Below are 22,875 nucleotides of genomic sequence, written 5' to 3' on the forward strand. Positions count from 1 at the left end.
CCTGCATCGCAGGCAAGCCAGCTCCCACATTGATTGCACTCTGACATTACTTTTGTGGCGGTTTGTAGACCAGTGGCACGCCCAATTCCCTAAACACTGACTTACCGCAGCATCTCTGTAACATTCTGCAATGATCATCTACGACATCCTCCCCACACTGGATGCTCCGGCATGGCCACCCCTTCCCTGACTGCCTCCACCACCGCCTCACACGCAGACCCCAAACCCCGCCTGGACAAGAAACCCGGCCTGGTAACGGTGATCATCTTCTTCGCCGTGCTCGCCATGGGCCTGCTGTTTACCGCCTACAGCCTGATGCACGACATGCACGAACTGGGCACGGTGGTGACCACCTGGACGCCGTTCCTGCTGCTCGGCGTGGCGCTGTTGATCGCCCTGGGCTTCGAGTTCGTCAACGGCTTCCACGACACCGCCAACGCGGTGGCAACGGTGATCTACACCAACTCGCTGCCGCCACACTTTGCGGTGGTGTGGTCGGGCTTTTTCAACTTCCTCGGCGTGCTGCTGTCCAGCGGCGCCGTGGCGTTCGGCATCATTGCCCTGCTGCCGGTCGAGCTGATTTTGCAGGTGGGCTCCTCGGCCGGTTTCGCGATGATCTTCGCCTTGCTGATCGCCGCGATCCTGTGGAACCTCGGCACCTGGTGGCTGGGCCTGCCGGCGTCGTCTTCGCACACCCTGATCGGCTCGATCATCGGCGTCGGCGTGGCGAACGCCTTGATGCACGGGCGTGACGGCACCAGCGGCGTCGATTGGAGCCAGGCGATCAAGATTGGTTATGCGCTGCTGCTGTCACCGCTGATCGGCTTCGCGTTTGCCGCCTTGCTGTTGCTGGCCCTGCGCGCCTTTGTGAAAAACCGCTCGCTGTACAAAGCGCCCAAGGGCGACACGCCGCCGCCGTGGTGGATTCGCGGCATGCTGATCGCCACCTGCACCGGCGTGTCCTTCGCCCACGGTTCAAATGACGGCCAGAAAGGCATGGGCCTGATCATGCTGATCCTGGTCGGCACCCTGCCAATGGCCTACGCGCTGAACCGCACCATGCCGGCCGAGCAGTCCTTGCAGTTTGCGGCAGTGGCCGAGGTGACCCAGGTCGCCTTGATGAAAAGCGCACCGCAAGCACTGCCGGGCGACCCACGGCCGATCCTGTCGACCTACGTACGCACCAAGGAAGCCACCGCGGAACTGATACCCGCCCTCGCCGCCCTGGCAGGCCAGATAGGTGATGAAGTCAAAGGCTACGGCTCCCTGGCCAAAGTCCCCGCCGAAGCGGTAGGCAACGTGCGTAACGACATGTACTTGACCAGCGAAACCATTCGCCTGATGGACAAGGACAAGGTCGGCAGCTTCGACGCCGACACCCAAGGCAAGCTGAAGCTGTTCAAAGAACAGGTCGACAGTTCCACGCGCTTTATTCCGCTGTGGGTGAAGATCGCCGTGGCCATCGCGCTCGGCCTGGGCACCATGGTTGGCTGGAAGCGCATCGTGGTGACGGTGGGCGAGAAGATCGGCAAAACCCACCTGACCTATGCCCAGGGCGCCTCGGCCGAGACCGTGGCGATGCTGACGATTGGCGCAGCGGATATGTTCGGGTTACCGGTGTCGACCACCCATGTGCTGTCGTCCGGTGTGGCCGGGACCATGGTGGCCAATGGCGGAGGGTTGCAGATGAAGACCATCCGCAATTTGCTGATGGCCTGGGTGCTGACCTTGCCGGCAGCGATTCTGTTGTCGGGCAGTTTGTACTGGCTGTTCACCAAACTGTTCTGACCCAACGCAATTGGAAAGGTGGGAGCTGGCTTGCCTGCTCCCACAGGGGTTTTAGGGTGTGTCAGGAAATAAAGAGGCCAGCCATCGCCTTCAACCGCTTCTTGTACACCCGCCGCGCCTCCAAGGCCTCCTCCAGCGTCACCGCCACAAACCCCGCCCGCTGGTTCGGCTGCATCTGCCCGATCAAATCCAGATCCGCACTGATCACCGTGCCAATCATCGCGTAGCCACCGCCCGAGACCGCATCCCTGTGCAGCACAATCGGCTCCAAGCCGGCCGGCACCTGGATCGAGCCAATGGGGTAGCAACTGTCGACGATATTCGACGGATCAGAGCCCGCGCCAAATGGCTGCTCACGCGGCTGAAAACTCAGCGCGCTACCGCCCTTGAAGCGATAGCCGATGCGATCAGCCTCGGAGCCCACCGTCCACGGTTCGGCAAAAAAGCTGCTTTTCGCGCCGTCAGTCAGCCGGTCGTAATACAGCCCCGGCACCACACGCAAGGTCACATCGCCGCCGACTGAGCGACGCAGTGCCATCGGCAAACTGTTGCCCGCACGCCCCTGCCCACTGGCATCGCCGATCGGCAGTTCATCGCCCGCCTGCAAGCGCCGTCCCTGAAACCCACCGAGCGCGCCGAGTGTGTACGTCGAGCGGCTGCCGAGCACCAATGGCACATCAATGCCGCCCGCCACCGCCAGGTAGGTGCGCGCGCCCGCCTTGGGAAATTCAAAGCGCAACACCTGCCCGGCGCGCACCTGGAACGCGGTGTCCTGGTGCACCACGTCACCGTCCAGGCGCGGCGCCATCAGCGCACCGCTGAGCGCCACCAATGCGTCCTGTTGGAACTGCAACTCCGGGCCAATCAACGTGCATTCCAGGCCCGCCGCACCCACCGGGTTGCCCACCAGGTGGTTGGCCGCGCTCAGCGCGTATTGGTCGAGCGCACCCGAGGGCGGAATGCCCAAGTGGTAATAACCTTCACGACCAAGGTCCTGCACAGAGGTGGCGAGGCCGGGTTTGATGACTTTGATCATGCCAGCGCCTCCTGCAGGGTTTTCGGATAGCCAACGGGGTCGGCAAGAAAGGCGTCGAGGGAAAATTCCACCGGGCGGATGCGCAGGTCGAAACGCCCCGCGTCCACCTCGGCGACCGCCAGGTCGTAGGCGTCGCGGTCCAGCGGTTTGAACTGCACGATGTCACCGGGGCGGAAGAACACCATGTGCTCCTTGAGGTACGCCAATTGCTGCTCCGGGTCGTAGATCGGCGCCGGGGTTACGCCGAACATCTGGTAACCACCGGCGCCGCGTACCGAGTAGATACAGCCAAAGCAGCCGCCATGCCCGAGGGTCAATTTGGGCGTGTCGGTGCGCGGGCGCAGGTACTTGGGCACCTGCAATTGCCGTTCGCGCTCAACCATCTGGAACATGAACGGCAGGCCCGCGACAAAGCCCACCATCGACACAAACCACGGCGCGCCACTGTGGGCGGCGATAAACGCGTCCACGTCGGCCAGGCCGTTGATGCGCGCGGCGTATTCCAGGTCCGTACCCGTGGGGTCTTGGTGACGGTCGCGAAAACGCATCAGCGTTTCGTGGGTCCACGGGTCGTTGTAGAGCACCGGGATTTCAATGATGCGCGTGTGCAACGTGCGCTCGGCCACGGCCTGGGCTTCGGCGCTTTGCACGGCGTCGAGCAGCACATGTGGCGCGATGCGGTCGGGGTCGAAGCGAATTTGAAACGACGCATTGGCCAGGCACACATCCAGCACGCCTTCCAGCGCCAGGCGCTCCACGGCGCGGGTCACGGCCATGCCTTTGAAAAAGGCCTGCAGGGACATGCTGTCGCTGACCTCGGCAAACAGGTGTTCATCACCGCCGAAGCTATAGCGGATGGGGGACGTTTCAGCCATGTCTGTTCCTCTTGGAATCATTGTAGAAAGGCAGGCAAAAAATAATGTGGGGGGCGCACGCTTTTTGTTGTGGTGAGCGCATGTCGTTGTGGCAAGCGGTCTTACTGTGGTCAGTGGGCTTACTGCTGCCAGCGGGCCTACTGTGGTCAGTGGACCTACTGTGGCGAGCGGGCTTGCCCCGCGTTGGGCTGCGAAGCAGCCCTTAAATCAGGCGACCGGGTGCTATCTGACACTACGCGGCGTTTATTGGGGCGGCTTCGCCGCCCAACGCGGGGCAAGCCCGCTCGCCACAGGCCACAGCAATTCCGGTTGCTTCAGCAAGCCCGCGTCTCAGCAAGCCCGCTCGCCCTCAGAGAGTCCTCTCACCCCAACACGTCCACTCGCCGCAGTGACTACGATGCCCGCCCGGTCCAAGGCTTCGCGGGTGGCCTCGACCAATTCCAGCGCGCCGGGCGTGTCGCTGTGCAGGCAGATGGAGTCGAATTCGATAGGCAGGTCTTCGCCCTCAACCGTTCGCACCAACCCCGTCTGACAAGCACGCAAGACCCGCGCCGCGACCGTTGCAGGGTCAAGCGCGCGCACATTGCGGGTAAACACGATGGAGCCGGTCAGGTCGTATTCACGGTCGGCATAAAACTCGCGCACCACAGGCTGCCCGAGTTCCTTGGCAACGCGCCAGATCACCGAGTTGGGCATGCAGTACAGCAACAGTGTCGGCTCAATGAGTTGCAGGTTTTGCACCAGCAAGCGCGCGGCCTCTTCGTCGCGGGCCAGGTGCATGTAGAGCGCGCCGTGGGGCTTGATGTGTTGCAGGGGCACGCCTTGGGCGCGGGCGATTTCGCGCAGGGCGCCGAGCTGGTAGAGCATGTCGTCCACCAGTTCCTGCGCCGGTGCGTTGATGTGCCGACGGCCGAAACCCACCAGGTCGCGAAAGCCTGGATGCGCGCCGATGGCCACGCCCAGTTGCTTGGCGCGCGCGACGGTGCGGCGCATGGTACCGGGGTCGCCGGCGTGGAAGCCGGTGGCGATGTTGGCTGAGCTGATGTAAGCCATCAGTTCAGCATCCACGCCATCGCCGATGGTCCAGGGGCCGAAGCCTTCGCCCATGTCTGAATTGAAATCCACTGCCTGCATCGGTGTCGCTCCGCCAAAGGTGATGCCAGGAAAGTAGGCTGGCGCTTGACCCCTTGGGAAGATCTATTATCAGATGGCCCATCTTCTGAAAATCAGATAAAGCCATGTCCCTGACTTTGCGCCAAGTTCGCTACTTCGTCGCCACTGCCGAGATCGGCCAGATTTCCCAGGCGGCCATCCACTTGAACATCTCCCAGTCGGCGGTGACCACGGCGATCAAGGAACTGGAAGCCATGCTCGGCGTGCAGCTGTTTGTGCGTTCGGCCCAAGGCATGAACCTGACCGATGCCGGGCGGCACTTTCTCAACCGAGCCTACGTGATTGTGCGCAGCGTGGACGACGCGCTGAACAGCCCGCTGCCGGATTACCGCGCGAGCGGCGTGCTGCGCGTGGCGGCCAGTTACACGGTGCTCGGCTACTTCCTGCCGCATCACTTGCAGCGCATGGAACACTGGCACCCGGACGTGACCATCGAGGTGTTCGAGCAAGAGCGCCAGGCCATCGAACACGGCCTGCTCGACGGTCAATTCGACATGGCCGTGGTGCTCACCGCCAACCTGACTCACCCGGATATCGTCTCGGAGATCCTGTTCAATTCCGAACGCCGCCTGTGGCTGCCCAGCCACCACCCGTTGTGCGAACGCGGCGCCGTGAGCCTGGCCGATGTGGCGCAGCAACCCTACATCCTGCTCACCGTCGACGAGGCCGAACACAGCGCCATGCGCTACTGGGAACAGGCCGGGCAAACGCCCAAGGTGCGGCTGCGCACCAGTTCAGTGGAAGCGGTGCGCAGCATGGTTGCCAATGGCAGCGGCGTGGCGATCCTGTCGGACCTGGTGCACCGGCCCTGGTCCCTGGAAGGCAAGCGCATCGAAACGCTGACGGTGACCGACCCGGTGACGCCCATGAGCGTCGGCCTGGCCTGGCACCGCGAGCGCGCGTTCACGCCGGCGATGCAGGCGTTTCGGGATTACTTCCACGACGCCTTCCTGGCACCGCAGCAGTTGTCGGCGCGGCGTTAAATCCGGGCTTGCAAGGTGGCGGCCAGCCAATCCATGAACACCCGCACGCGCTGTGGCAAATGCCGTTGCCCGGCATAGAGCAGCGACACGTCCAACGCCGGCGCGGGGTAGTCAGGCAGCACGGCCACCAGTTCACCGCGCTCGAGTAAATCGCGAATCCCCAGGACCGGCACCTGAGTGATGCCAAAACCGCCCAGGCACGCCGACTTGTACGCATCGGTGCTGTTGACCGTGACGCGCCCGGCCATCGGCACGCGGTGCACTTTGTTGCCCTGCTGGTATTCGAACCCCGGCGAACGCGAACCCAATGGCCGCACGTAATGCACCAATTGGTGATGCGCCAGGTCGGCCAGGGTCTCAGGCTTGCCATGGCGCTGAACATACTCGGCGCTGACGCAGTTGATCATCGGCATGCTGTACAGCAAGCGCGCGACCACCGACTGATCGGGCTGCGCGCCAACGCGCAACACGCAGTCGAAACCTTCGGCGAGCAAGTCTACCTGGCGGTCGGTGGTGCTGATTTCTAGCTCGATCAACGGGTGGGCGTGCATGAATTCGGGCAGGCGCGGCAGGATCAGGTCCCGCGCCATGACATTGGGCATGTCCACGCGAATGCGCCCGCTCAGTTGCGCTTCATCCTGACGAAACAGGCCTTCAAGTTCTTCCATGTGCGACAGCAAATCCTTGCTGCGCTCATACAGCACGCGCCCGTCCTGAGTGGCCTGCACCTTGCGCGTGGTGCGCTGCAACAGGCGCGCACCGAGCAATTCTTCAAGTGCCTGAACGTGCTCGGACACCGTGGAGCGCGGCAGGCCCAGGCTCTCGCCGGCCTGGGTGAAACTCGACAGTTCGGTGACCCGCACGAAGGTGCGCAACAGCTCAAGCTTGTTCATGGGATTGTTCGCCTTATCCGGCCAGTGATTCCGACAACGCCCTGTTTATCACGTTACGAACGGACAAATACACTCAGTCCCACTGATCACACACGAGGACTGCACCATGACCCGTAAAATCGCACTCATCACTGGCGCCAGCCGCGGCCTGGGCAAAAGCGCAGCGCTGCACCTGGCGGCACAGGGCGTCGACATCATCGGCACCTACCACAGCGCCGCAGCCGACGCCCAAGCGGTGGTGGAACAGATTCAAGCGCTGGGTGGCCGTGCGGCCATGTTGCAACTGGATGTCAGCCAAAGCGGCACTTTCAATGACTTCGTCGGCGAGATCAGCACAGTACTCAAGGATGTTTTCGCACAGGATCACTTTAATTTTCTGATCAATAACGCCGGCATCGGCGCTCACGCCAGCTTCGCCGAAACCACCGAAGAACAGTTTGACCGCCTGGTGGCCATCCACCTCAAGGCGCCATTTTTCCTCACGCAAAAATTGCTCCCGCTGATCAGCGATGGCGGGCGCATCATCAATATCTCCAGCGGCCTGGCGCGGTTCAGCCTGCCAGGGTATTCGGCGTATGCCTCGATGAAGGGCGCGGTTGAAGTGCTGTCGCGCTACCAGGCCAAAGAGTTGGGCCCGCGCGGCATTACCGTCAACACCCTGGCCCCGGGCGCCATCGCCACCGACTTCGGCGGCGGCGCGGTGCGCGACAACCAGGACCTCAACGCAATGGTCGCCAACAACACCGCGCTGGGCCGTGCCGGTTTGCCAGACGACATCGGCGGCGCGATCTCGACCTTGCTGGCCGATGGCAGCCACTGGATCACCGGGCAACGCATCGAAGCCTCGGGCGGCATGTTTCTGTAGGCATTGTGCGCTAGCATCAATGCCTTCAAGTCACAGACAGGCAATCACCGATGAGTTTCGATCCAGGTTTGGCCGGCGGCATGGGCGTATTGGCAGCCGTGGTCGACAGCGGCATTTTTGCCCGCGCCGCCGACAGCCTGGACATGACGCCTTCGGGGGTCAGCCGGGCGATTTCGCGGCTGGAAAAGCGCCTGGGGATTCGCCTGTTCGACCGCACCACGCGCTCGGTGCAACTGACCGATGAAGGCCGACGTTTTTATCAGCAAATCGCGCCGTTGCTGGCCGGTCTCGAAGAGGCCGCCAGCTCCGCCGCCGACAGTGCATTGACCGTACGCGGGCGCTTGCGGGTGAATATCGATCCGTACTTTTCGCGCCTGGTATTGGGCCCGGTGCTGGGCGACTTCATGCGCCGCTACCCGCAATTGCAGTTGGACTTGCACACCCGCGACCAACTCGGCGATCTGGTCGCCGACGGTTTTGACGTGGCGATTCGCTTCGGCATCCCGCAATCCTCCTCGCTGATCGCGCGCAAATTGATGCAAGTGCGCGTGCTCACCGTGGCCTCCCCCGCTTACCTTGAGCAATACGGCCGACCGGCCACGCCACAAGACTTGGAAACCGGGCATATGTGCCTGGACTTTCGCGACTCGCAGACCGGGCGCCCGTTTGCCTGGGAGTTCCACCGCAAGGGCGAGCAGGTGATCGTGCGCACCGACGGGCGCTTGGTGGTCAACGACGCCAGCACCTTGTACAGCGTGTGTGAACACGGGCACGCGGTGGCGCAAATGCTCGACCTGGGCCTGACGCCGGCGCTCAATGCCGGCAGCCTGGTGGAGTTGTTTCCCGACTGGCCGGACGAGCGTTTTCCGTTGTACGCCTACTACCCGTCGCGGCATTTGCCCGCCGCCAAGGTGCGGGCGTTTCTGGAGTTTGTCGCCTCGCTCAAGCTTGGCTGACCAGCCGGCGCTGTACCAATTTTTCCCGCAGCACGTCATAGCCCCAGTGATACACATAGGTGTACGGCAGGAAGAACAGCAGCACGCCGATGTCGAGAATAAATGCCTGCATCAGGCTGATGTTCAGCCACGCTGCGATCAACGGCACACACATCAGAATCAGGCCGCCCTCGAACATCAACGCGTGCAGCACACGCGTCCAGGCGTTATTGGCGAGTTTCCAGCGTGCCTTCAGGCGGTCGAACAGGCCGTTGAAGATCACGTTCCAGGTCAGCGCCATCAGGCTGATCGCCAGGGTGACCATGCCCATCTCCAGGGCGGGCTTGTCCATGATCCACGCCAGCAACGGGGTGCAGATCAACAACGCCAAACCCTCAAAACCAATGGCTTGGCAAACACGTTCAGTAATCGACTTGGTAGGGTTCATGGCCCGGCTCCGTGAGTGACGACGGTTGCCATGATTACCCTTTGAATCGATACTTCATAACTAATAACCATCGATCAAGGCGATAGTCATGGCCTCTCATGAAGTGCTGCAGGCGTTTGTCCAGGCGGCCACCCAGGGCTCTTTTTCCGCCGCGGCGCGCAAGTTGGGCAAGAGCCAGTCCACGGTCAGCGCGGCGGTCGCGAGTCTGGAGATTGACCTGGATGTGACGCTGTTTGATCGCAGCAGCCGCAAGCCAACGCTCACCCCGGCCGGCCACGTGTTGTTGCAACGCGCCGAGCAGGTGCTGGAGGCCAGCAGCCGCCTGGCGCTGGCGGCGAGCCAGTTGTCACAGGGCCTGGAGCCTAAGCTGACCATCGCCATGTCCGATACTTACCAGTCCGACCGCTTTGAAATCGCCCTCAAAGCGTTTGAACAGCGCTACCCGGACCTTGAGCTGGAATGCCTGATCGCCGAGTGCGAAGACTTGGTCGCCCTGGTGCAGAGCGGCCGAGCGCAGATTGCGTTTATCGAGCAACAGGACACCTACCCGCCCGACCTGACGGGCGCTCCCGTGGAAGAGCGCACCGAAATTGCGCTGTTCGTTGCGCCTTCACACCCGTTGGCCCACTTGAAAAACATCTGCGTGAACACTTTGCAGCAGCATCGCGAGCTGCGCCTGGCCAGCATCATCAACCCGAATGAAATCCGTGCCACTGGGCGCGTGTGGTCGGCCCCCAGTTACCTGATGTTGATGGAAATGGCGCAGCTGGGGTTCGGCTGGGCGCCGATACCGCGCTGGCTGGTGGAGCGTTTTGGCGGCGACCACCTGGTGGAGCTCAAGGCCCGTGGTTGGCCACGCTCGGTGGCAGTGGACGCGCTGTGGTCAAGGCACCACCCGCCGGGGCCGGCGGGGAGTTGGTTGCTCGGCAAGATGTTGGAGTGATTGCCCCCAGACAACGCGTTTGCATGTGGGAGCTGGCTTGCCAGCTCCCAGAGGGTTGATCCTTATTGTCTGGGGGATTTGAGTTCAGCCAGGCGCCGCTCTAAAAAGCGCTTTTCTGGGGTTTGCTGAGTCAGTGACAGGGCTTTTTCGTACGAAGCACGGGCTTCTTCACTACGCCCCAACTGCCGACAAAACTCCCCACGCGCCGAATGTGCCCAGTGGTAATCCAGCAACTCGCCTCGCGCAAAAATCGCCTCCACTGCCTGCAGGCCTGCCAACGGCCCATCGCGCATCGCCAGCGCCACCGCGCGGTTCAACTCGATCACCGGCGACGGCACCGCCCTGAGCAACACGTCGTAGAGCCCGACAATCTGCGGCCAGTCCGTCTCCCCCGCGCTCGACGCTTCGGCGTGCACCGCCGCAATGGCGGCTTGCAGGCAATAGGGGCCAAAACGCCGTGTGCTCAACGCCTGCTCCACCAGCGCGCAGCCTTCAGCAATCAAGGACGCGTCCCACAACCCACGGTCCTGTTCATCCAGCAACACCAACTCGCCGTCGGCCGAGGTGCGCGCCGCTCGGCGTGATTCGTGCAACAGCATCAGCGCCAGCAGGCCGATGACTTCCGGCTCTGGCAGCAGCTCCACCAGCAAGCGCCCCAGCCGAATGGCTTCGCGGGTCAGGTCCTCCCGAGTAAGGTTCGCGCCCATCGACGCCGAATAGCCCTCGTTGAACACCAGGTAAACCACGCGTAACACGCTGTCCAGGCGCTCGGGCAATTCGTCGCGGGACGGCACCTGATAGGGAATCCTTGCTTCGCGAATCTTGGCCTTGGCGCGCACGATGCGTTGGGCGATGGTGGTGGGCGTGGCGAGAAAGGCGCGGGCGATTTCTTCGGTGGTGAGGGCGCAGACCTCACGCAAGGTCAGCGCCGCCTGGGCGTCAGGCGCCAGCGCCGGGTGGCAGCAGGTGAACATCAGGCGCAGGCGGTCGTCTTCCACGTCGTCCTCACTCCACTCGGCCGCTTCCAGCGCGTCGGCCTGCTCCTGCAACAAGGGGGTAAAACGGGCCTGGCGGCGCAGGCGGTCGATGGCTTTGAAACGGCCGGTCGAGACCAGCCAGGCGCGTGGATTGCTCGGCACACCGTCGTGCTGCCAGCGCTCGACCGCGACGAAGAATGCCTCGTGCAGGGCTTCTTCGGCGAGGTCGAAATCACCGAGCAAACGGATCAGCGTGGCGAGCACGCGGCTTGACTCGCTGCGGTAGATCGCCTCCAGTTCAGGCGTCAATCGGGCATGCCCTGGGTCACCAGCGTCACCAGGCGGTCGAGGCTCTGGCCCCAGCCGTCATGAAACCCCATGGCTTCGTGCGCCTGTTTATCGGCTTCGCTCCAGTGCATGGCGCGAGCGGTGTACAGCGTCTTGCCTTCGACCTCTTCGAAGGTCACTTCAGCGGTCATGAACGGCTTGCCCGACGGCACCCAGCCTGGCGAGTAAGCATCGGTAAACACCAGCCGACTCGGCGCCTGGATCTCCAGGAACACGCCCTGGGTCGGGTACTCGGCGCCATCCGGTGCGCGCATCAGGGTACGAAACAGGCCACCGACCCACAGGTTCATTTCGCACTCGGGCGTGGTCATGCCGTGGGGTCCCCACCATTGTTGCAACAAGGCAGGTTCGGTCCAGGCGCGAAACACACGGTTGCGCGGGGCGTCGATCAAGCGGCTGATGGACAGTTCAAATTCGGCAATTGGCGTTGTCATGGGATAAACCTCTTGTGGTTGTTGTTTTCAGAGATTCAATTCACGCACGGGGCGTACTTCCACACTGCCGACCCTGGCCGCCGGTATGCCACCGGCCACCTGGATCGCTTCGTTCAAGTCCTTGGCCTCGATCAGGTAAAACCCGGCGAGCTGCTCCTTGGTCTCGGCAAACGGCCCGTCGGTGATCGACAACTTGCCATTGCGCATGCGCACGGTGGTGGCGGTGCTCACCGACTCCAGTGGCTCGGCGGCGAGCATGCGCCCGCTGGCCTGGATGGCCTCGGCATAGGCAAAACACTCGGGGTCCGCAGGGCTGTCCGGCGAGGTGTGCAACACCTGCTCGTCGCTGTAGATCAGGCAGAGGTATTTCATGGGCGTCTCCGTTTTCGGACTACTGACTATAGTTCGTGGCGGTCAGGGTTTCAGGTCGAACAATGCGCTGCCGCTGTTCATGTCGAAGGGCGCCGACCAATGCTCATGCACCACGCGCCATTGGCCCTCGATGCGCTGGTAACCGGCGGTCACCCGCATCCAGCAGGCCTTCACCACGCCATCCGGCCCGGCACCGCCGCAATGCGCCAGCCAATGGGCAAACGCACTCTCGGGTGCCTCGACGATATGCAGTTCATGGAACTCAAAAATGCCGGGGCCGGGGCAGTGTTTCATGCAGTCTTCCCAATGCGTGCGGTAGGCCGCCTTGCCCTTGAATTGCAACGCGGTGACGGCGTCGAACGAGACGATATCGTCGGCGTAAAAGCTGACAATTTTGTCGACATCACGGGCCAGCACAGCCTGCTGCCATTCATCGATCAGACGGGTGATTGCAGTGCTCATGGCGATACTCCTGAGGGTGGAAAATCACGTGGGACACCCTTAGTCGAACGCGCTTTGGGTAAATCGACAGCGCGCTGAAAAATAATTTCGCCACGCGCAAACCCGCTAGAATCCACGCCTCTTTGTAGGATTTGGGATGCGCCCTGGATGGAAACCCGCCTCGTGCCCTATGAGACGCTGAACCTTGTGCAAAAACAGCAACTCGACACCCTGCAAGTGCATCCCGAGCAACTGGCGTATTCAGGCGATATCTACTGCGCGCTGAACAGCCTGCTGGTCAATCCCAGTCCCAACGCCATAAAGGGCTTCGCCCTGCTCGCCGATGACGTGCCCGTCGCGTTCCTGCTGCTTAAACGCCCGCCCTGCCTGCCTCATTGGGCCGATGAACACAGCGCCACGCTGCATGCGTTGCAGGTTGATCGGCATCAGCAGGGCCGTGGGTTTGGCAAAGCCTGTTTGCAGGCGCTGCCGGCGGCGGCCCTGCGCGCGTGGCCGCAGATCAAAGCGTTGGAGTTGTCGGTGGACGCGCAGAATGTGGCGGCGATGGGCCTGTATCTGGCGGCGGGCTGGGTCGACAGCGGCGAGGCGTATAAGGGCCGGATTGGCCATGAGCGCCGGCTGGCGTTAGTGTTTTGAAACGATAAGGAGGTGGTGAACATGCTGACAACCCTGGAACAACTCGAAACCCTCTACGGCCTCCCCCACGAGCGGGCGGTGCGCAAGGAGATCCCGTTTCTCAACGAGGATTACCAGGCCATGGTGCGGGCGTCGCCGCTGGTGGTGGTCAGTTCATCCGGGCCGGAGGGCATCGATGGCTCGCCGCGCGGCGATGTACCGGGGTTTGTGCGAATTGTGGATGAGCGCACCCTGGCGATCCCGGATCGGCCGGGCAATAACCGCCTCGATACCCTGCGCAACCTGGTGCAGGACCCACGCATCGCATTGCTGTTCATCATCCCGGGCATTGGCGAGACCTTACGCGTGAATGGCCTGGCGCAGATTTGCATCGAGCCCGAGCTGCTGGAGAGTTTTGCGGTGAATGGCAAGCCTGCGCGCTCGGTGATTCTGGTGCAGGTGCAAGCCGCGTATTTCCACTGCTCGAAAGCGTTTGTGCGCTCGGACTGCTGGAACCCCGAGCAGCACCTGGACCGTTCGGCATTGCCGTCGGCCGGGGCGTTTCACAAGCGGCTCAATGACGGGCAGTTTGACGCCGAAGCGTACGACCGGGAAATGCCGGAGCGGCTCAAGGCCACGCTGTATTGAAGGACCTGTGGGGCCGGAGCGCCGGCCCCTGTGAGTCATCAGGCTTTCTTTTCGACCGGCATCCAGATCTCAACGGAACCCGTGCCTTTGCGTGCATCAAAATCCGCGCTGTAGCGCTCGAAATCCGCCCCGGCCACCTTGTAGCCCGAGTGTGGCAACCACTCGAACATGATGCGCTCGTAGGTCTGCTCAAGCGCTTGCACCGGGCCGTGGTGCGCAAATACCGCGTAATGGCGGGCAGGCAATTCAACTGACTGGAAATTGCTGGGTACATCGCTTTTGGCCGGCACTTCAACGCCGGCCAGATAGTCGAACTCGCCTTGCTTGGCGTTGTAGCACACGCCATACATCTGGCGGTCAACGCGCTTGCTGATGTCTTTGATGTTGCCGTCGAGCACTTCCCACAACTTGGGAATATCCCCCACGGTGGCTTTGTCGTAATGGCCCTTGAGCCCGGCAATCACCAGGGCTTTGCCCTCTTCCAGGCGTGGCTGCAACGGTAGTTTTGTCTGCTGATCCATCTGAACAGTCTCCTTCTTGTGAGGGCACAAACCCGCATCGAGTAAAGGGGCATATTGACGCCTCACCCCAATCAGAAATTTTTCCTGCGCCATCTGGACAACTGGCCATCATCGACCGTATTGTCTGCCCCGCAGGCCACCGCAGTGGCCGACGTCGCTCGGACGGTTCCGGGCGCTTACGTACTCTTGAGGCAACAATGGCAGACCAAGGTTCGCCGCGCCGCTTTGCGCGCATAGATCGACTCCCCCCTTACGTTTTCAATATCACGGCCGAGCTGAAGATGGCTGCGCGTCGGCGCGGCGAAGACATCATCGACTTGAGCATGGGTAACCCTGACGGCGCCACGCCTCCACACATTGTGGAAAAAATGGTCACCGTCGCCCAGCGTGAAGACACCCACGGCTACTCCACCTCCAAAGGCATTCCGCGTCTGCGCCGGGCGATCTCGCGCTGGTACAAGGACCGCTATGAAGTGGACATCGACCCGGAAACGGAAGCCATCGTCACCATCGGCTCCAAAGAAGGCCTGGCGCACTTGATGCTCGCCACCCTCGACCAGGGCGACACCGTGCTGGTGCCCAACCCCAGCTACCCGATTCACATCTACGGTGCCGTGATTGCCGGCGCCCAAGTGCGCTCGGTGCCGCTGATTCCGGGGGTGGATTTTTTCGCTGAACTGGAACGCGCCATTCGTGGTTCGATCCCCAAGCCGAAGATGATGATCCTCGGCTTCCCGTCCAACCCCACCGCGCAGTGCGTGGAGCTGGACTTCTTCGAACGGGTGATCGCCCTGGCCAAACAGTACGACGTACTGGTGGTGCACGACCTGGCCTACGCCGACATCGTCTACGACGGCTGGAAAGCCCCGTCGATCATGCAAGTGCCGGGCGCCAAGGACATTGCGGTGGAGTTTTTCACCCTGTCCAAGAGCTACAACATGGCCGGCTGGCGCATCGGCTTCATGGTCGGCAACCCGGAACTGGTCAACGCGCTCGCGCGCATCAAGAGCTACCACGACTACGGCACCTTCACCCCGCTGCAGGTGGCGGCGATTGCGGCGCTCGAAGGCGATCAGCAGTGCGTCAAAGACATCGCCGAGCAGTACCGCCAGCGCCGCAATGTGCTGGTCAAGGGCCTGCATGAACTGGGCTGGATGGTGGAGAACCCGAAGGCGTCGATGTACGTCTGGGCCAAGATTCCCGACGCGTATGCCGCCATGGGCTCGCTGGAATTTGCCAAGAAACTGCTGCTGGAAGCCAAGGTGTGCGTGTCGCCGGGCATCGGCTTTGGTGAGTATGGGGACGATCATGTGCGCTTTGCGCTGATCGAAAACCAGGACCGCATTCGCCAGGCAGTGCGCGGGATTCGCGGGATGTTCCGCGCGGATGGGTTGGTACCCAAAACCGGGGCATAACTCGGTCAACAATGTGGGAGGGGGCTTGCCCCCGATAGCAGAGTGTCAGTCACTGCATCGGGTGACTGGTCCACTGCCATCGGGGGCAAGCCCCCTCCCACATTTGTTTTGTGGTGAACCTGTTACACCACCATCGACAGCAACATGATAAAGATCAGCGCCACCACCGACAGGATGGTCTCCATCGCTGTCCAGGTCTTGAACGTCTCGACCACGGTCATGTTGAAGTACTGCTTCACCAGCCAGAAACCCGCATCGTTGACGTGAGACAACACCAGTGAGCCTGCGCCCGTCGCCAACACCAGCAACTCACGGTTCACGCCTGGGATCATGCCCACCACCGGCACCACAATGCCTGCGCCGGTAATGGTCGCCACGGTCGCGGAACCAGTCGCCACGCGAATCACTGCCGCCACCAGCCACGCCAGCAAAATCGGGTTGATCTGCGCGTTCACCGCCATGTGGCCGATCACGTCACCCACGCCGCTGGTCACCAGCATCTGCTTGAAACCGCCGCCGGCGCCGATGATCAAAATGATCGCCGCGGTCGGCGCCAGGCTGGCGTCGAGCAGCTTGAGAATTTGCTTGGAATGAATGCCCTGGCGATGGCCAAAGGTGTACAGCGACAGCAGCAACGCCAGCAGCAACGCGGTGATCGGGTGACCGATCATGTCCATCCAGTTACGAATGGCGTGGCCGTCCGGCAGCGCGACGTCAGCGAAGGTTTTGAGCAGCATCAGGAACACCGGCAGCAGCACGGTGATCAGGGTAATGCTGAAGCTCGGCAGGTCTTTGGACTCCGGCTCGCGGGCCAGTTGATCGACCAGTTCCTGGGACGGGTTGCCCGGAATGTACTTGGCGATAAACGTACCGAAAATTGGCCCGGCAATAATGGCGGTTGGCAGAGCAACGATCAGGCCGTACAGGATGGTCTTGCCGATGTCCGCGCCAAACACGCCGATGGCCAGCAGCGGGCCCGGGTGCGGTGGCACCAGGCCGTGCACCGCCGAAAGCCCGGCGAGCAGCGGGATGCCGATTTTGATCAGCGACACGCCGGTGCGGCGCGCAACGATAAACACCAGCGGGATCAGCAACACAAAACCGATCTCGAAGAACAGCGGGATGCCCACCAGAAACGCGGCGAACATCATCGCCCACTGGACTTTCTCTTTGCCGAAGGCGCGGATCAAGGTCTGCGCGATCTGATCGGCGCCGCCGGATTCGGCCATCATTTTGCCAAGCATCGTGCCCAGCGCGAGGATGATGCCGACAAAGCCGAGCACGCCGCCAAAGCCGTCCTGGAACGCCTTGATGATCTTGTCCACGGGCATGCCCGAAGTCAGGCCGAGGAAGCCGGCCGCGATGATCAGTGCAATGAACGGGTGCACCTTGAACTTGGTGATCAAAAAGATCAGCCCGATGATAGTGACCACTGCATCTAGCAGCAGGTAAGACTCGTGGGACATGCCAAACATGGGGGGTCTCTCCTGTTTGTTGTTGTTATTAAAGCGGGTGTTGAATTTCCTGCCGGGGATAGCGCTATCTTTTCCGGCAAAAAATTAATGGGTTGGTTCAAAGCCGTGTTGCAGCCACCAGGCATTGGTTTGCTCGGCCAGGTCCTCGACGCTGTCTTCGCTGGCGTTGAGCGCCAGGGTCAGCGGCTCGCCCACGGGCGATTCAAGGGTGGCGAACTGGCTGTCGATCAGGCTGGCCGGCATGAAATGGCCGGGGCGATGGGACACGCGGTCGGCGGCCACGGCACGGGTCAGCTCCAGGAACACAAAGCCCAGGCCCGGCGCGGCTTCGCGCAGGTGGTCGCGGTATTTTTTCTTCAGCGCCGAACAGGTCAGCACCGGATGCTCGCCGGCTTTGAGCGAGCGACGCAGTTCATCGCACAGGATGTCGAGCCAGCCGGCGCGGTCGTCGTCGTTGAGGGGATGGCCGGCGCTCATCTTTTCGATGTTCGCGGCGGGGTGAAAGCTGTCGCCTTCGATGGCGGTGGCGCCGTTCAGGCGACACAGGGCTTCGCTGACACTGGACTTGCCGCAGCCAGAAACACCCATGATGACCAGGGCGGTAACAGGTTGACTCATGAAACACCTCAGGACGCAGATAGCGCTACCTTCGCACGCTGTAAGGCTAGTGCAAAAACAGGCTTTTCCCGCGCCGACTTGTCATTTTTATGGAGTGACGCGTGCATCCTCTCCGAAACCGTTGAACCGGATCAGGCAACCCTGAGTTCAAGCATTTGCAGCCTTTTGGAGACAGCGCTACCTTAGTGCCTCGATTTTTGTTTGGCAACCGCCTGATGACCTCCAAGAACGATAAAAATACCCGCACCACCGGTCGCCCGACCCTCAACGAAGTCGCCCGCCTGGCCGGCGTCAGCCCGATCACCGCCTCGCGCGCCCTGCGTGGCATCAGCACCGTGGCCACCGAGCTGGTGGAAAAAGTGCAATGGGCCGCCGCCGAACTCAACTACGTGGTCAACCCCGCCGCCCGCGCCCTGGCCTCGGCGCAAAGCCACTCGGTGGTGGTCATCGTGCCGTCGCTGTCCAACCTGCTGTTTATCGAAACCCTGGAAGCCATCCACCAAGTGCTGCGGCCCAAGGGCTTTGAAGTGCTGATCGGCAACTCCCACTATTCACGCGACGAAGAAGAAAACCTGTTGCGCAACTACATGGCCTACCAGCCACGCGGGTTGCTGCTGACCGGCTTTGACCGCACCGAAAGCGCGCGCCGGATGGTCGAGGCCAGCAATGTGCCGTGTGTGTACATGATGGACCTGGACCCGAATGCCGGCGTGAACTGTGTGGGGTTTTCGCAACTGAGTGCGGGTGAAACGGCGGCGGCGCACTTGATCTCGCGTGGGCGCAAGCGCCTGGCGTACATCGGCGCGCAGTTGGACCAGCGTACGTTGCTGCGCGGTGAAGGTTTCCGCCGCGCGCTGCAACACGCCGGTATGTATGACCCGGCGCTGGAATTGCTGACGCCGCGCCCCTCCTCCGTGGGTTTGGGTGGCGAGCTGTTTCTGCAGTTGCTGGCGGCGCATCCGGACGTGGATGCGATTTTCTTCGGCAACGACGACCTGGCCCAGGGCGCACTGCTCGAAGCCCTGCGTCACGGCATCAACGTGCCGGAGCGCGTGGCGGTGTTGGGTTTCAACGACTTGCCCGCCTCTTCTTTCATGGTGCCGCGCTTGAGCAGCATCAGCACACCGCGTGAAGCGATTGGCCGGCGTTCGGCAGAGCACCTGTTGACGATCATGGCCGGCAACAAGATCGCCAAGCCGGTGGTGGACATGGGCTTTGAGTTGCAAGTGCGCGAGAGCACCTGATTTTTGAAGGCCAAACACAACCACAGTGTGGGAGCTGGCTTGCCTGCGATGGCGCAGTGTCAGGCAATGATGTGTTGACTGACTCACCACCATCGCAGGCAAGCCAGCTCCTACCTTTTTTACCGTGCCCGCTTGAGATGTAGGACGCCTGTAGGACGCGGCTGACATTGCGGTGAGCGCCTTGCCCGGCTGCCTACGCTTACGTCAGAATCCGCCGGCTTGTGCGCTTGGGTGGTGGTCTTTAGGGTTTACCGGTCGCTGAATTTCTCGGTGACCGGGTTTAGTAGCCCGAACCTCCCAACACAATATGCACAAGCCCATTATGGCGGCTGTGCGTAGGGCGCCTTCGGGCGCGCCGGGTTTGTGTGGGATTACCGGTCTACTAACCTGCGTACAGTTGCCACCCAACTTGTTTAGTAGCGATGCGGGTGTTGGCACAAGCCAGGTACTTCAACCATGCAAAGCGTCAATTCCCCGAATACGCTCTTCACCATCATCCCCGATACACCCATCGAATCCCTGCTGATCAACAGCTACGAAACCGTATGTTCCGTCAGCGCCTTGTTGCTCGACCTCTCCGATGACCTCACTGGCAAGCACCGCGACGTAGCCCTCGCCATTCATCAATTGAGCGAGCTATCAGTGCTCATGGTAGGCAAAGCCATGGACCAGCAAACACCGCGAACCTGACGCCCCGCTCGGTTTAAAAATGTGGGAGCTGGCTTGGCTGCGATGGCGGCGGGTCAGCTACACATGGGCTGACTGACCCAGCGCCTTCGCGGGCAAGCCCGCTCCCACCTTTACCGTGCCCACTTGAGGGCAGGGTTAATCCGCTGAAGCCAGCATTTTTACCAATGCCGACGCTCCTCTGTGCAACGGCTGATTTTTCAACCACACCGCATTCACCACCATCGCCAGCCCGTTCTCGATGTTCTTGAAGTTCAAGCGCCGCAAGCGCCCCGCCGCCAGCAACGGCGCCACCACCGACTGCGGGAAGTTGCCCCAGCCCAGCCCGGCTTCCACCATCTCCAGCGCCATGCCCAGGGTGTCGGTCCGCCAATAGGATTGCCCCACCAGTGGCCGACGATCGCTGAGGGGCAAGTCCCGACCGGCCACCAGAATCTGTCGCACCCGCACCAAATCTTCCAAAAACGGTTCGCCGCCCGCCTGGGGGTGTCGCGGGCTGATACAGGCCATCAGTTGCTCGCTGCCGACAAACTGAAACCGCTCCAGCACATTCACGCTCAACCCCGCATAGGCCAGGCACAGCTGCACCCGGCCGCTGTGCAGCAGCTGCAAAACGTCATCTTGCGGGGCGGTCAGCACTTCGATGTCGAGCAACGGGAATTGCTCACTGAGTTCGCCAATGGCGGCCAGCAGGCGGCGCGTATTGATGTCGGCGCCCACGCCAATCGACAGCTTGCTCTCCAGACCCTGAGACAGTTGCAACGCATGCACCTGCAACTGTTTGAGTTGCTCGGCCATCAGCCGTGCATGGGGAATCAACGCCAGCGCCAAGTCGGTGGGCACCGGCTCGCGGTGGCTGCGATCGAACAACGGGTAACCCAGCTCGGCTTCAAGGTTGGCAATGCCCATGCTCACCGCTGAAGGCACCTTGCCCAATGCCCGCGCCGCCGCCGAAAACGAGCCACGCTCCACCACCGCCAAGAACAATTGGACACTGTCGCTGGTAAAACTCATCGCGTCACCTATCAATAAAACTGAAACCTTCTGACTTTTAGTATCAGCCAAGCTGACGCTATCTTCTGCGCCCTCTGAGGTTCCTGTCACGTAGAAAAGAGGAAGTGGTATGCAAGGCGTGAAACGCAAACTGGTGTATGTGTCGCTCTATGAGCTGATCGGCATGACCTTCTCGGCGCTCGGGCTGGCGCTGCTGTCGGGCACTCACCCCTCCAGCACGGGGCCGCTGGCGGTCGTCATCACGACCATCGCGGTCAGCTGGAACTTCATTTACACCTCAGTGTTCGAGCGCTGGGAAAGCCGCCAGGCCGACCGCACGCGCACCGTCAAACGGCGGATTGCCCACGCGGTCGGGTTTCAACTGACGCTGATCGTCTTCCTGATTCCGCTGATCGCCTGGTGGATGAAGGTCAGCCTGGTGCAGGCGTTTATGCTGGACCTGGCGTTGATCCTGTTCATTCCCTGCTACACGTTTGCCTTCAACTGGCTGTTCGACCGCACCTTCGGTTTGCCCGCGTCGGCGCTGCCGGCCACAACCGCGTAGCGTCGAAGGTTTACCCCTGATAGATTCCCATGGGTCATCTCCATCGTCAGGGAAGTACCATGGGACACTCACTGAAAATCCTGGGCCGCACGTCCTCCATCAACGTGCGCAAAGTGCTCTGGACCTGCCAGGAACTGGGCATCGACTACGTGCGCGAAGACTGGGGCATCGGTTTCAAACCCACCCAGTCGGCCGAGTTCCTCGCCCTGAATCCCAACGCCCAGGTGCCGGTGCTGATCGACGACCACGGCGTGCTGTGGGAATCCAACACCATCTGCCGCTACCTGATAGGCCTTTACCAACGCCACGACCTGTTGCCCGCCGAGCCGGCGCCACGCGCTCGGGTCGAGCAGTGGATGGACTGGCAAGCCACCGAACTCAACCGCGCCTGGGGCAATGCGTTCACCGCCCTGGTGCGCAACAACCCGGACGGTCTCGACCCGGCGCAGATTGCCGCCGCCGTGCAGGTATGGAATGACAAGATGGGCCTGCTGGAGCAACAGCTGGCCAAGACCGGCGCCTACGTGGCTGGCGACGAATTCACCCTCGCCGATATCCTCATCGGCCTCTCGGTGCATCGCTGGCAGAACGCCCCGATGGAGCGCCCGCCCTACCCCGCAGTGGCCGCCTACTACCAGCGCCTCAGCCAACGCCCGGGCTTTCAGACCTTCGCCCTCGCCGGTCATAACTGAAACAAGGACACCCCCGTGAAAGGACTCAACGTATTGCTCACCGGCGCCTGCGGCAGAATCGGCAGGGTATTTTTCGAAGCCTCGAAAGACCGCTACCGCTTCACCCTTACTGACCGCGCCGCACCGGACTTTGACCTGGGCGAGCACCGTTACATCAACGCCGACCTCAGCGACAAAGCCAGCCTGGCCGGCCTGCTCAATGGCATCGACGTGATCGTGCACCTGTCCGGCATCCCCGACGCCAGCGCCGCGTTCGAGGAGCTGCTGCCCAACAACATCCTCGCCACCACCTACCTGTTCGAAGCCGCCGTGGCCGCGGGCGTAACACGCCTGGTGTACGCCAGCAGCGCGCAAGCCATCGAGGGCTACCCGGTTGACCGGCAGATCACGCCCGGCATGCAGGTCATGCCCGCCAACCTCTACGGCGTGAGCAAATGCTACGGCGAGGCGCTGTGCAGCTACTACGCGGCAAAAACCGCGCTGTCGACCATTGCCCTGCGCATCGGCGCCTTCGAATCGCGCCAAACCCCCGACCTGAACAACGCCCGCGACCTCAGCGCCTGGCTCAGCCCGCGTGACGCCGTGCAATTGCTGCAACGCTCGGTTGAAGTCGAAGGGGTCAAACACCTGATCGCCCACGGCATTTCCAATAACCGCTTCAAGCGCCTGGACCTGAGCGAAACCACACGGGTGCTGGGCTATCAGCCGGTGGACGATGCATTCCAGACCTTCGAGATGCCCATCACCTACTGACCCTTGCGCCATAAAACCTTCAAACCTGAAGGCTTGGCGCAATAAATCGGCAATTGCGTGCCGTGGCGCACGCAATTTCACAAGCGCCGGTTTACGTTAGCCCGCTAAGATTCCAGG

At 61.9% G+C, this 22,875-nt stretch carries 26 protein-coding genes; 13 read left to right on the plus strand and 13 right to left on the minus strand.

The window, feature by feature from the left end; all coding sequences use genetic code 11:
* Positions 1–171: 171 nt before the first annotated feature.
* Positions 172–1,788 carry an inorganic phosphate transporter gene (locus L8K08_RS09975; protein WP_242196245.1) on the plus strand — a complete coding sequence of 539 codons (1,617 nt, stop codon included), beginning with the start codon at positions 172–174 and terminating at the stop codon, positions 1,786–1,788.
* Between the two features lie 61 nt (positions 1,789–1,849).
* On the opposite strand, the gene L8K08_RS09980 is transcribed toward L8K08_RS09975, so the two are convergent.
* The 3 genes from L8K08_RS09980 to L8K08_RS09990 all read right to left on the minus strand — a co-directional run bounded on the left by L8K08_RS09980 (position 1,850) and on the right by L8K08_RS09990 (position 4,833).
* Positions 1,850–2,824 (minus strand): biotin-dependent carboxyltransferase family protein, encoded by a 975-nt coding sequence (locus tag L8K08_RS09980; protein WP_242196247.1) that lies wholly within the window; start codon positions 2,822–2,824, stop codon positions 1,850–1,852.
* The gene (locus L8K08_RS09985; RefSeq protein WP_242196249.1) at positions 2,821–3,699 is read right to left on the minus strand and encodes an allophanate hydrolase subunit 1; all 879 of its coding nucleotides are present in this window, start codon (positions 3,697–3,699) and stop codon (positions 2,821–2,823) included. The genes L8K08_RS09980 and L8K08_RS09985 overlap by 4 nt, the downstream gene beginning before the upstream one ends.
* A gap of 330 nt (positions 3,700–4,029) precedes the next feature.
* The gene (locus tag L8K08_RS09990; RefSeq protein WP_242196252.1) at positions 4,030–4,833 is read right to left on the minus strand and encodes a 5-oxoprolinase subunit PxpA; all 804 of its coding nucleotides are present in this window, start codon (positions 4,831–4,833) and stop codon (positions 4,030–4,032) included.
* Positions 4,834–4,937: 104 nt separating this feature from the next.
* Between L8K08_RS09990 and L8K08_RS09995 the strand changes: the two genes are divergently transcribed.
* Positions 4,938–5,855 carry a LysR family transcriptional regulator gene (locus L8K08_RS09995; protein ID WP_145159439.1) on the plus strand — a complete coding sequence of 306 codons (918 nt, stop codon included), beginning with the start codon at positions 4,938–4,940 and terminating at the stop codon, positions 5,853–5,855.
* On the opposite strand, the gene L8K08_RS10000 is transcribed toward L8K08_RS09995, so the two are convergent.
* A complete protein-coding gene (locus tag L8K08_RS10000) occupies positions 5,852–6,748 on the minus strand; it encodes a LysR family transcriptional regulator (RefSeq protein ID WP_145159441.1) in 897 nt (298 codons plus the stop codon). The two genes, L8K08_RS09995 and L8K08_RS10000, sit on opposite strands and share 4 nt — an antisense overlap.
* Before the next feature lie 106 nt (positions 6,749–6,854).
* On the opposite strand from L8K08_RS10000, the gene L8K08_RS10005 reads away from it, so the two are divergent.
* A complete protein-coding gene (locus L8K08_RS10005) occupies positions 6,855–7,613 on the plus strand; it encodes an SDR family oxidoreductase (RefSeq protein ID WP_242196254.1) in 759 nt (252 codons plus the stop codon).
* Between the two features lie 50 nt (positions 7,614–7,663).
* Complete coding sequence (locus tag L8K08_RS10010) at positions 7,664–8,569, plus strand: LysR family transcriptional regulator (protein WP_242196257.1); 906 nt, start codon at positions 7,664–7,666, stop codon at positions 8,567–8,569.
* Here the strand turns inward: L8K08_RS10010 and L8K08_RS10015 are convergent.
* The gene (locus tag L8K08_RS10015; protein WP_242196260.1) at positions 8,556–8,996 is read right to left on the minus strand and encodes a multidrug/biocide efflux PACE transporter; all 441 of its coding nucleotides are present in this window, start codon (positions 8,994–8,996) and stop codon (positions 8,556–8,558) included. The two genes, L8K08_RS10010 and L8K08_RS10015, sit on opposite strands and share 14 nt — an antisense overlap.
* An 88-nt stretch (positions 8,997–9,084) precedes the next feature.
* Between L8K08_RS10015 and L8K08_RS10020 the strand changes: the two genes are divergently transcribed.
* Complete coding sequence (locus tag L8K08_RS10020) at positions 9,085–9,939, plus strand: LysR family transcriptional regulator (RefSeq protein WP_145159448.1); 855 nt, start codon at positions 9,085–9,087, stop codon at positions 9,937–9,939.
* Positions 9,940–10,001: 62 nt separating this feature from the next.
* Here L8K08_RS10020 and L8K08_RS10025 read toward each other — a convergent pair whose 3' ends face one another.
* From L8K08_RS10025 to L8K08_RS10040, 4 genes are read right to left on the minus strand one after another with little or no spacing between them, the layout of a single operon-like run.
* Positions 10,002–11,225: an RNA polymerase sigma factor gene (locus L8K08_RS10025; RefSeq protein ID WP_242196263.1), complete on the minus strand. Its 1,224-nt coding sequence runs from the start codon at positions 11,223–11,225 to the stop codon at positions 10,002–10,004.
* The gene (locus tag L8K08_RS10030; protein WP_145159452.1) at positions 11,222–11,698 is read right to left on the minus strand and encodes an SRPBCC family protein; all 477 of its coding nucleotides are present in this window, start codon (positions 11,696–11,698) and stop codon (positions 11,222–11,224) included. Before L8K08_RS10030 ends, L8K08_RS10025 begins: the two co-directional genes overlap by 4 nt.
* 27 nt (positions 11,699–11,725) lie before the next feature.
* A complete protein-coding gene (locus L8K08_RS10035) occupies positions 11,726–12,070 on the minus strand; it encodes a YciI family protein (protein WP_242196266.1) in 345 nt (114 codons plus the stop codon).
* A gap of 42 nt (positions 12,071–12,112) precedes the next feature.
* On the minus strand, positions 12,113–12,532 hold the full coding sequence (locus L8K08_RS10040) for a nuclear transport factor 2 family protein (protein ID WP_242196269.1): 420 nt from the start codon (positions 12,530–12,532) through the stop codon (positions 12,113–12,115).
* Between the two features lie 147 nt (positions 12,533–12,679).
* On the opposite strand from L8K08_RS10040, the gene L8K08_RS10045 reads away from it, so the two are divergent.
* Complete coding sequence (locus tag L8K08_RS10045) at positions 12,680–13,168, plus strand: GNAT family N-acetyltransferase (protein WP_242196272.1); 489 nt, start codon at positions 12,680–12,682, stop codon at positions 13,166–13,168.
* A 21-nt stretch (positions 13,169–13,189) separates the two neighbouring features.
* Positions 13,190–13,795, plus strand: a complete 606-nt coding sequence (locus tag L8K08_RS10050) for a pyridoxamine 5'-phosphate oxidase family protein (RefSeq protein ID WP_242196275.1) — start codon at positions 13,190–13,192, stop codon at positions 13,793–13,795.
* Between the two features lie 38 nt (positions 13,796–13,833).
* Here the strand turns inward: L8K08_RS10050 and L8K08_RS10055 are convergent, their stop codons facing one another.
* Complete coding sequence (locus L8K08_RS10055; RefSeq protein WP_242196277.1) at positions 13,834–14,316, minus strand: GyrI-like domain-containing protein; 483 nt, start codon at positions 14,314–14,316, stop codon at positions 13,834–13,836.
* 197 nt (positions 14,317–14,513) lie between these two features.
* Between L8K08_RS10055 and alaC the strand changes: the two genes are divergently transcribed.
* On the plus strand, positions 14,514–15,731 hold the full coding sequence (gene alaC / locus L8K08_RS10060) for an alanine transaminase (protein WP_242196280.1): 1,218 nt from the start codon (positions 14,514–14,516) through the stop codon (positions 15,729–15,731).
* Between the two features lie 122 nt (positions 15,732–15,853).
* On the opposite strand, the gene L8K08_RS10065 is transcribed toward alaC, so the two are convergent.
* Positions 15,854–17,206: a GntP family permease gene (locus L8K08_RS10065; protein WP_106578477.1), complete on the minus strand. Its 1,353-nt coding sequence runs from the start codon at positions 17,204–17,206 to the stop codon at positions 15,854–15,856.
* Positions 17,207–17,290: 84 nt separating this feature from the next.
* Positions 17,291–17,824 carry a gluconokinase gene (locus L8K08_RS10070; protein ID WP_017139216.1) on the minus strand — a complete coding sequence of 178 codons (534 nt, stop codon included), beginning with the start codon at positions 17,822–17,824 and terminating at the stop codon, positions 17,291–17,293.
* A gap of 212 nt (positions 17,825–18,036) precedes the next feature.
* Between L8K08_RS10070 and L8K08_RS10075 the strand changes: the two genes are divergently transcribed.
* Positions 18,037–19,068, plus strand: coding sequence for a LacI family DNA-binding transcriptional regulator (locus L8K08_RS10075; protein WP_242196409.1), 1,032 nt, complete (start codon positions 18,037–18,039; stop codon positions 19,066–19,068).
* 456 nt (positions 19,069–19,524) lie between these two features.
* Positions 19,525–19,758, plus strand: coding sequence for a DUF6124 family protein (locus L8K08_RS10080; protein WP_242196283.1), 234 nt, complete (start codon positions 19,525–19,527; stop codon positions 19,756–19,758).
* Positions 19,759–19,893: 135 nt separating this feature from the next.
* On the opposite strand, the gene L8K08_RS10085 is transcribed toward L8K08_RS10080, so the two are convergent.
* Positions 19,894–20,769, minus strand: coding sequence for a LysR family transcriptional regulator (locus L8K08_RS10085; RefSeq protein WP_242196286.1), 876 nt, complete (start codon positions 20,767–20,769; stop codon positions 19,894–19,896).
* A gap of 109 nt (positions 20,770–20,878) precedes the next feature.
* Between L8K08_RS10085 and L8K08_RS10090 the strand changes: the two genes are divergently transcribed.
* The 3 genes from L8K08_RS10090 to L8K08_RS10100 are packed head-to-tail and all read left to right on the plus strand — an operon-like array spanning position 20,879 to position 22,758.
* Positions 20,879–21,313 carry a PACE efflux transporter gene (locus tag L8K08_RS10090; protein WP_242196289.1) on the plus strand — a complete coding sequence of 145 codons (435 nt, stop codon included), beginning with the start codon at positions 20,879–20,881 and terminating at the stop codon, positions 21,311–21,313.
* A 59-nt stretch (positions 21,314–21,372) separates the two neighbouring features.
* On the plus strand, positions 21,373–22,005 hold the full coding sequence (locus L8K08_RS10095) for a glutathione S-transferase (RefSeq protein WP_242196292.1): 633 nt from the start codon (positions 21,373–21,375) through the stop codon (positions 22,003–22,005).
* A 15-nt stretch (positions 22,006–22,020) separates the two neighbouring features.
* Entirely contained in the window at positions 22,021–22,758 is a 738-nt protein-coding gene (locus L8K08_RS10100) for an NAD(P)-dependent oxidoreductase (RefSeq protein ID WP_242196295.1), read from the plus strand.
* Positions 22,759–22,875 lie beyond the last annotated feature (117 nt).

Source organism: Pseudomonas sp. TREG-RG-20F-10-E-6-01 (assembly GCF_022662455.1).
Classification (GTDB): domain Bacteria; phylum Pseudomonadota; class Gammaproteobacteria; order Pseudomonadales; family Pseudomonadaceae; genus Aquipseudomonas.

What these genes read in the sequence shown, in the direction of transcription:
- L8K08_RS09995 (WP_145159439.1), top strand. Translation starts at nt 4,938, where the DNA reads ATGTCCCTGACTTTGCGCCAAGTTCGCTACTTCGTCGCCACTGCCGAG.
- L8K08_RS10035 (WP_242196266.1), bottom strand. Translation starts at nt 12,070, where the DNA reads ATGAAATACCTCTGCCTGATCTACAGCGACGAGCAGGTGTTGCACACC.
- L8K08_RS10000 (WP_145159441.1), bottom strand. Translation starts at nt 6,748, where the DNA reads ATGAACAAGCTTGAGCTGTTGCGCACCTTCGTGCGGGTCACCGAACTG.
- L8K08_RS10040 (WP_242196269.1), bottom strand. Translation starts at nt 12,532, where the DNA reads ATGAGCACTGCAATCACCCGTCTGATCGATGAATGGCAGCAGGCTGTG.
- L8K08_RS10090 (WP_242196289.1), top strand. Translation starts at nt 20,879, where the DNA reads ATGCAAGGCGTGAAACGCAAACTGGTGTATGTGTCGCTCTATGAGCTG.
- L8K08_RS10065 (WP_106578477.1), bottom strand. Translation starts at nt 17,206, where the DNA reads ATGTTTGGCATGTCCCACGAGTCTTACCTGCTGCTAGATGCAGTGGTC.
- L8K08_RS10020 (WP_145159448.1), top strand. Translation starts at nt 9,085, where the DNA reads ATGGCCTCTCATGAAGTGCTGCAGGCGTTTGTCCAGGCGGCCACCCAG.
- L8K08_RS10005 (WP_242196254.1), top strand. Translation starts at nt 6,855, where the DNA reads ATGACCCGTAAAATCGCACTCATCACTGGCGCCAGCCGCGGCCTGGGC.
- L8K08_RS10080 (WP_242196283.1), top strand. Translation starts at nt 19,525, where the DNA reads ATGCAAAGCGTCAATTCCCCGAATACGCTCTTCACCATCATCCCCGAT.
- L8K08_RS10045 (WP_242196272.1), top strand. Translation starts at nt 12,680, where the DNA reads ATGGAAACCCGCCTCGTGCCCTATGAGACGCTGAACCTTGTGCAAAAA.
- L8K08_RS10055 (WP_242196277.1), bottom strand. Translation starts at nt 14,316, where the DNA reads ATGGATCAGCAGACAAAACTACCGTTGCAGCCACGCCTGGAAGAGGGC.
- L8K08_RS09980 (WP_242196247.1), bottom strand. Translation starts at nt 2,824, where the DNA reads ATGATCAAAGTCATCAAACCCGGCCTCGCCACCTCTGTGCAGGACCTT.
- L8K08_RS10030 (WP_145159452.1), bottom strand. Translation starts at nt 11,698, where the DNA reads ATGACAACGCCAATTGCCGAATTTGAACTGTCCATCAGCCGCTTGATC.
- L8K08_RS09975 (WP_242196245.1), top strand. Translation starts at nt 172, where the DNA reads ATGGCCACCCCTTCCCTGACTGCCTCCACCACCGCCTCACACGCAGAC.
- L8K08_RS10050 (WP_242196275.1), top strand. Translation starts at nt 13,190, where the DNA reads ATGCTGACAACCCTGGAACAACTCGAAACCCTCTACGGCCTCCCCCAC.
- L8K08_RS09985 (WP_242196249.1), bottom strand. Translation starts at nt 3,699, where the DNA reads ATGGCTGAAACGTCCCCCATCCGCTATAGCTTCGGCGGTGATGAACAC.
- L8K08_RS10085 (WP_242196286.1), bottom strand. Translation starts at nt 20,769, where the DNA reads ATGAGTTTTACCAGCGACAGTGTCCAATTGTTCTTGGCGGTGGTGGAG.
- L8K08_RS10010 (WP_242196257.1), top strand. Translation starts at nt 7,664, where the DNA reads ATGAGTTTCGATCCAGGTTTGGCCGGCGGCATGGGCGTATTGGCAGCC.
- L8K08_RS10095 (WP_242196292.1), top strand. Translation starts at nt 21,373, where the DNA reads ATGGGACACTCACTGAAAATCCTGGGCCGCACGTCCTCCATCAACGTG.
- L8K08_RS10015 (WP_242196260.1), bottom strand. Translation starts at nt 8,996, where the DNA reads ATGAACCCTACCAAGTCGATTACTGAACGTGTTTGCCAAGCCATTGGT.
- alaC (WP_242196280.1), top strand. Translation starts at nt 14,514, where the DNA reads ATGGCAGACCAAGGTTCGCCGCGCCGCTTTGCGCGCATAGATCGACTC.
- L8K08_RS09990 (WP_242196252.1), bottom strand. Translation starts at nt 4,833, where the DNA reads ATGCAGGCAGTGGATTTCAATTCAGACATGGGCGAAGGCTTCGGCCCC.
- L8K08_RS10070 (WP_017139216.1), bottom strand. Translation starts at nt 17,824, where the DNA reads ATGAGTCAACCTGTTACCGCCCTGGTCATCATGGGTGTTTCTGGCTGC.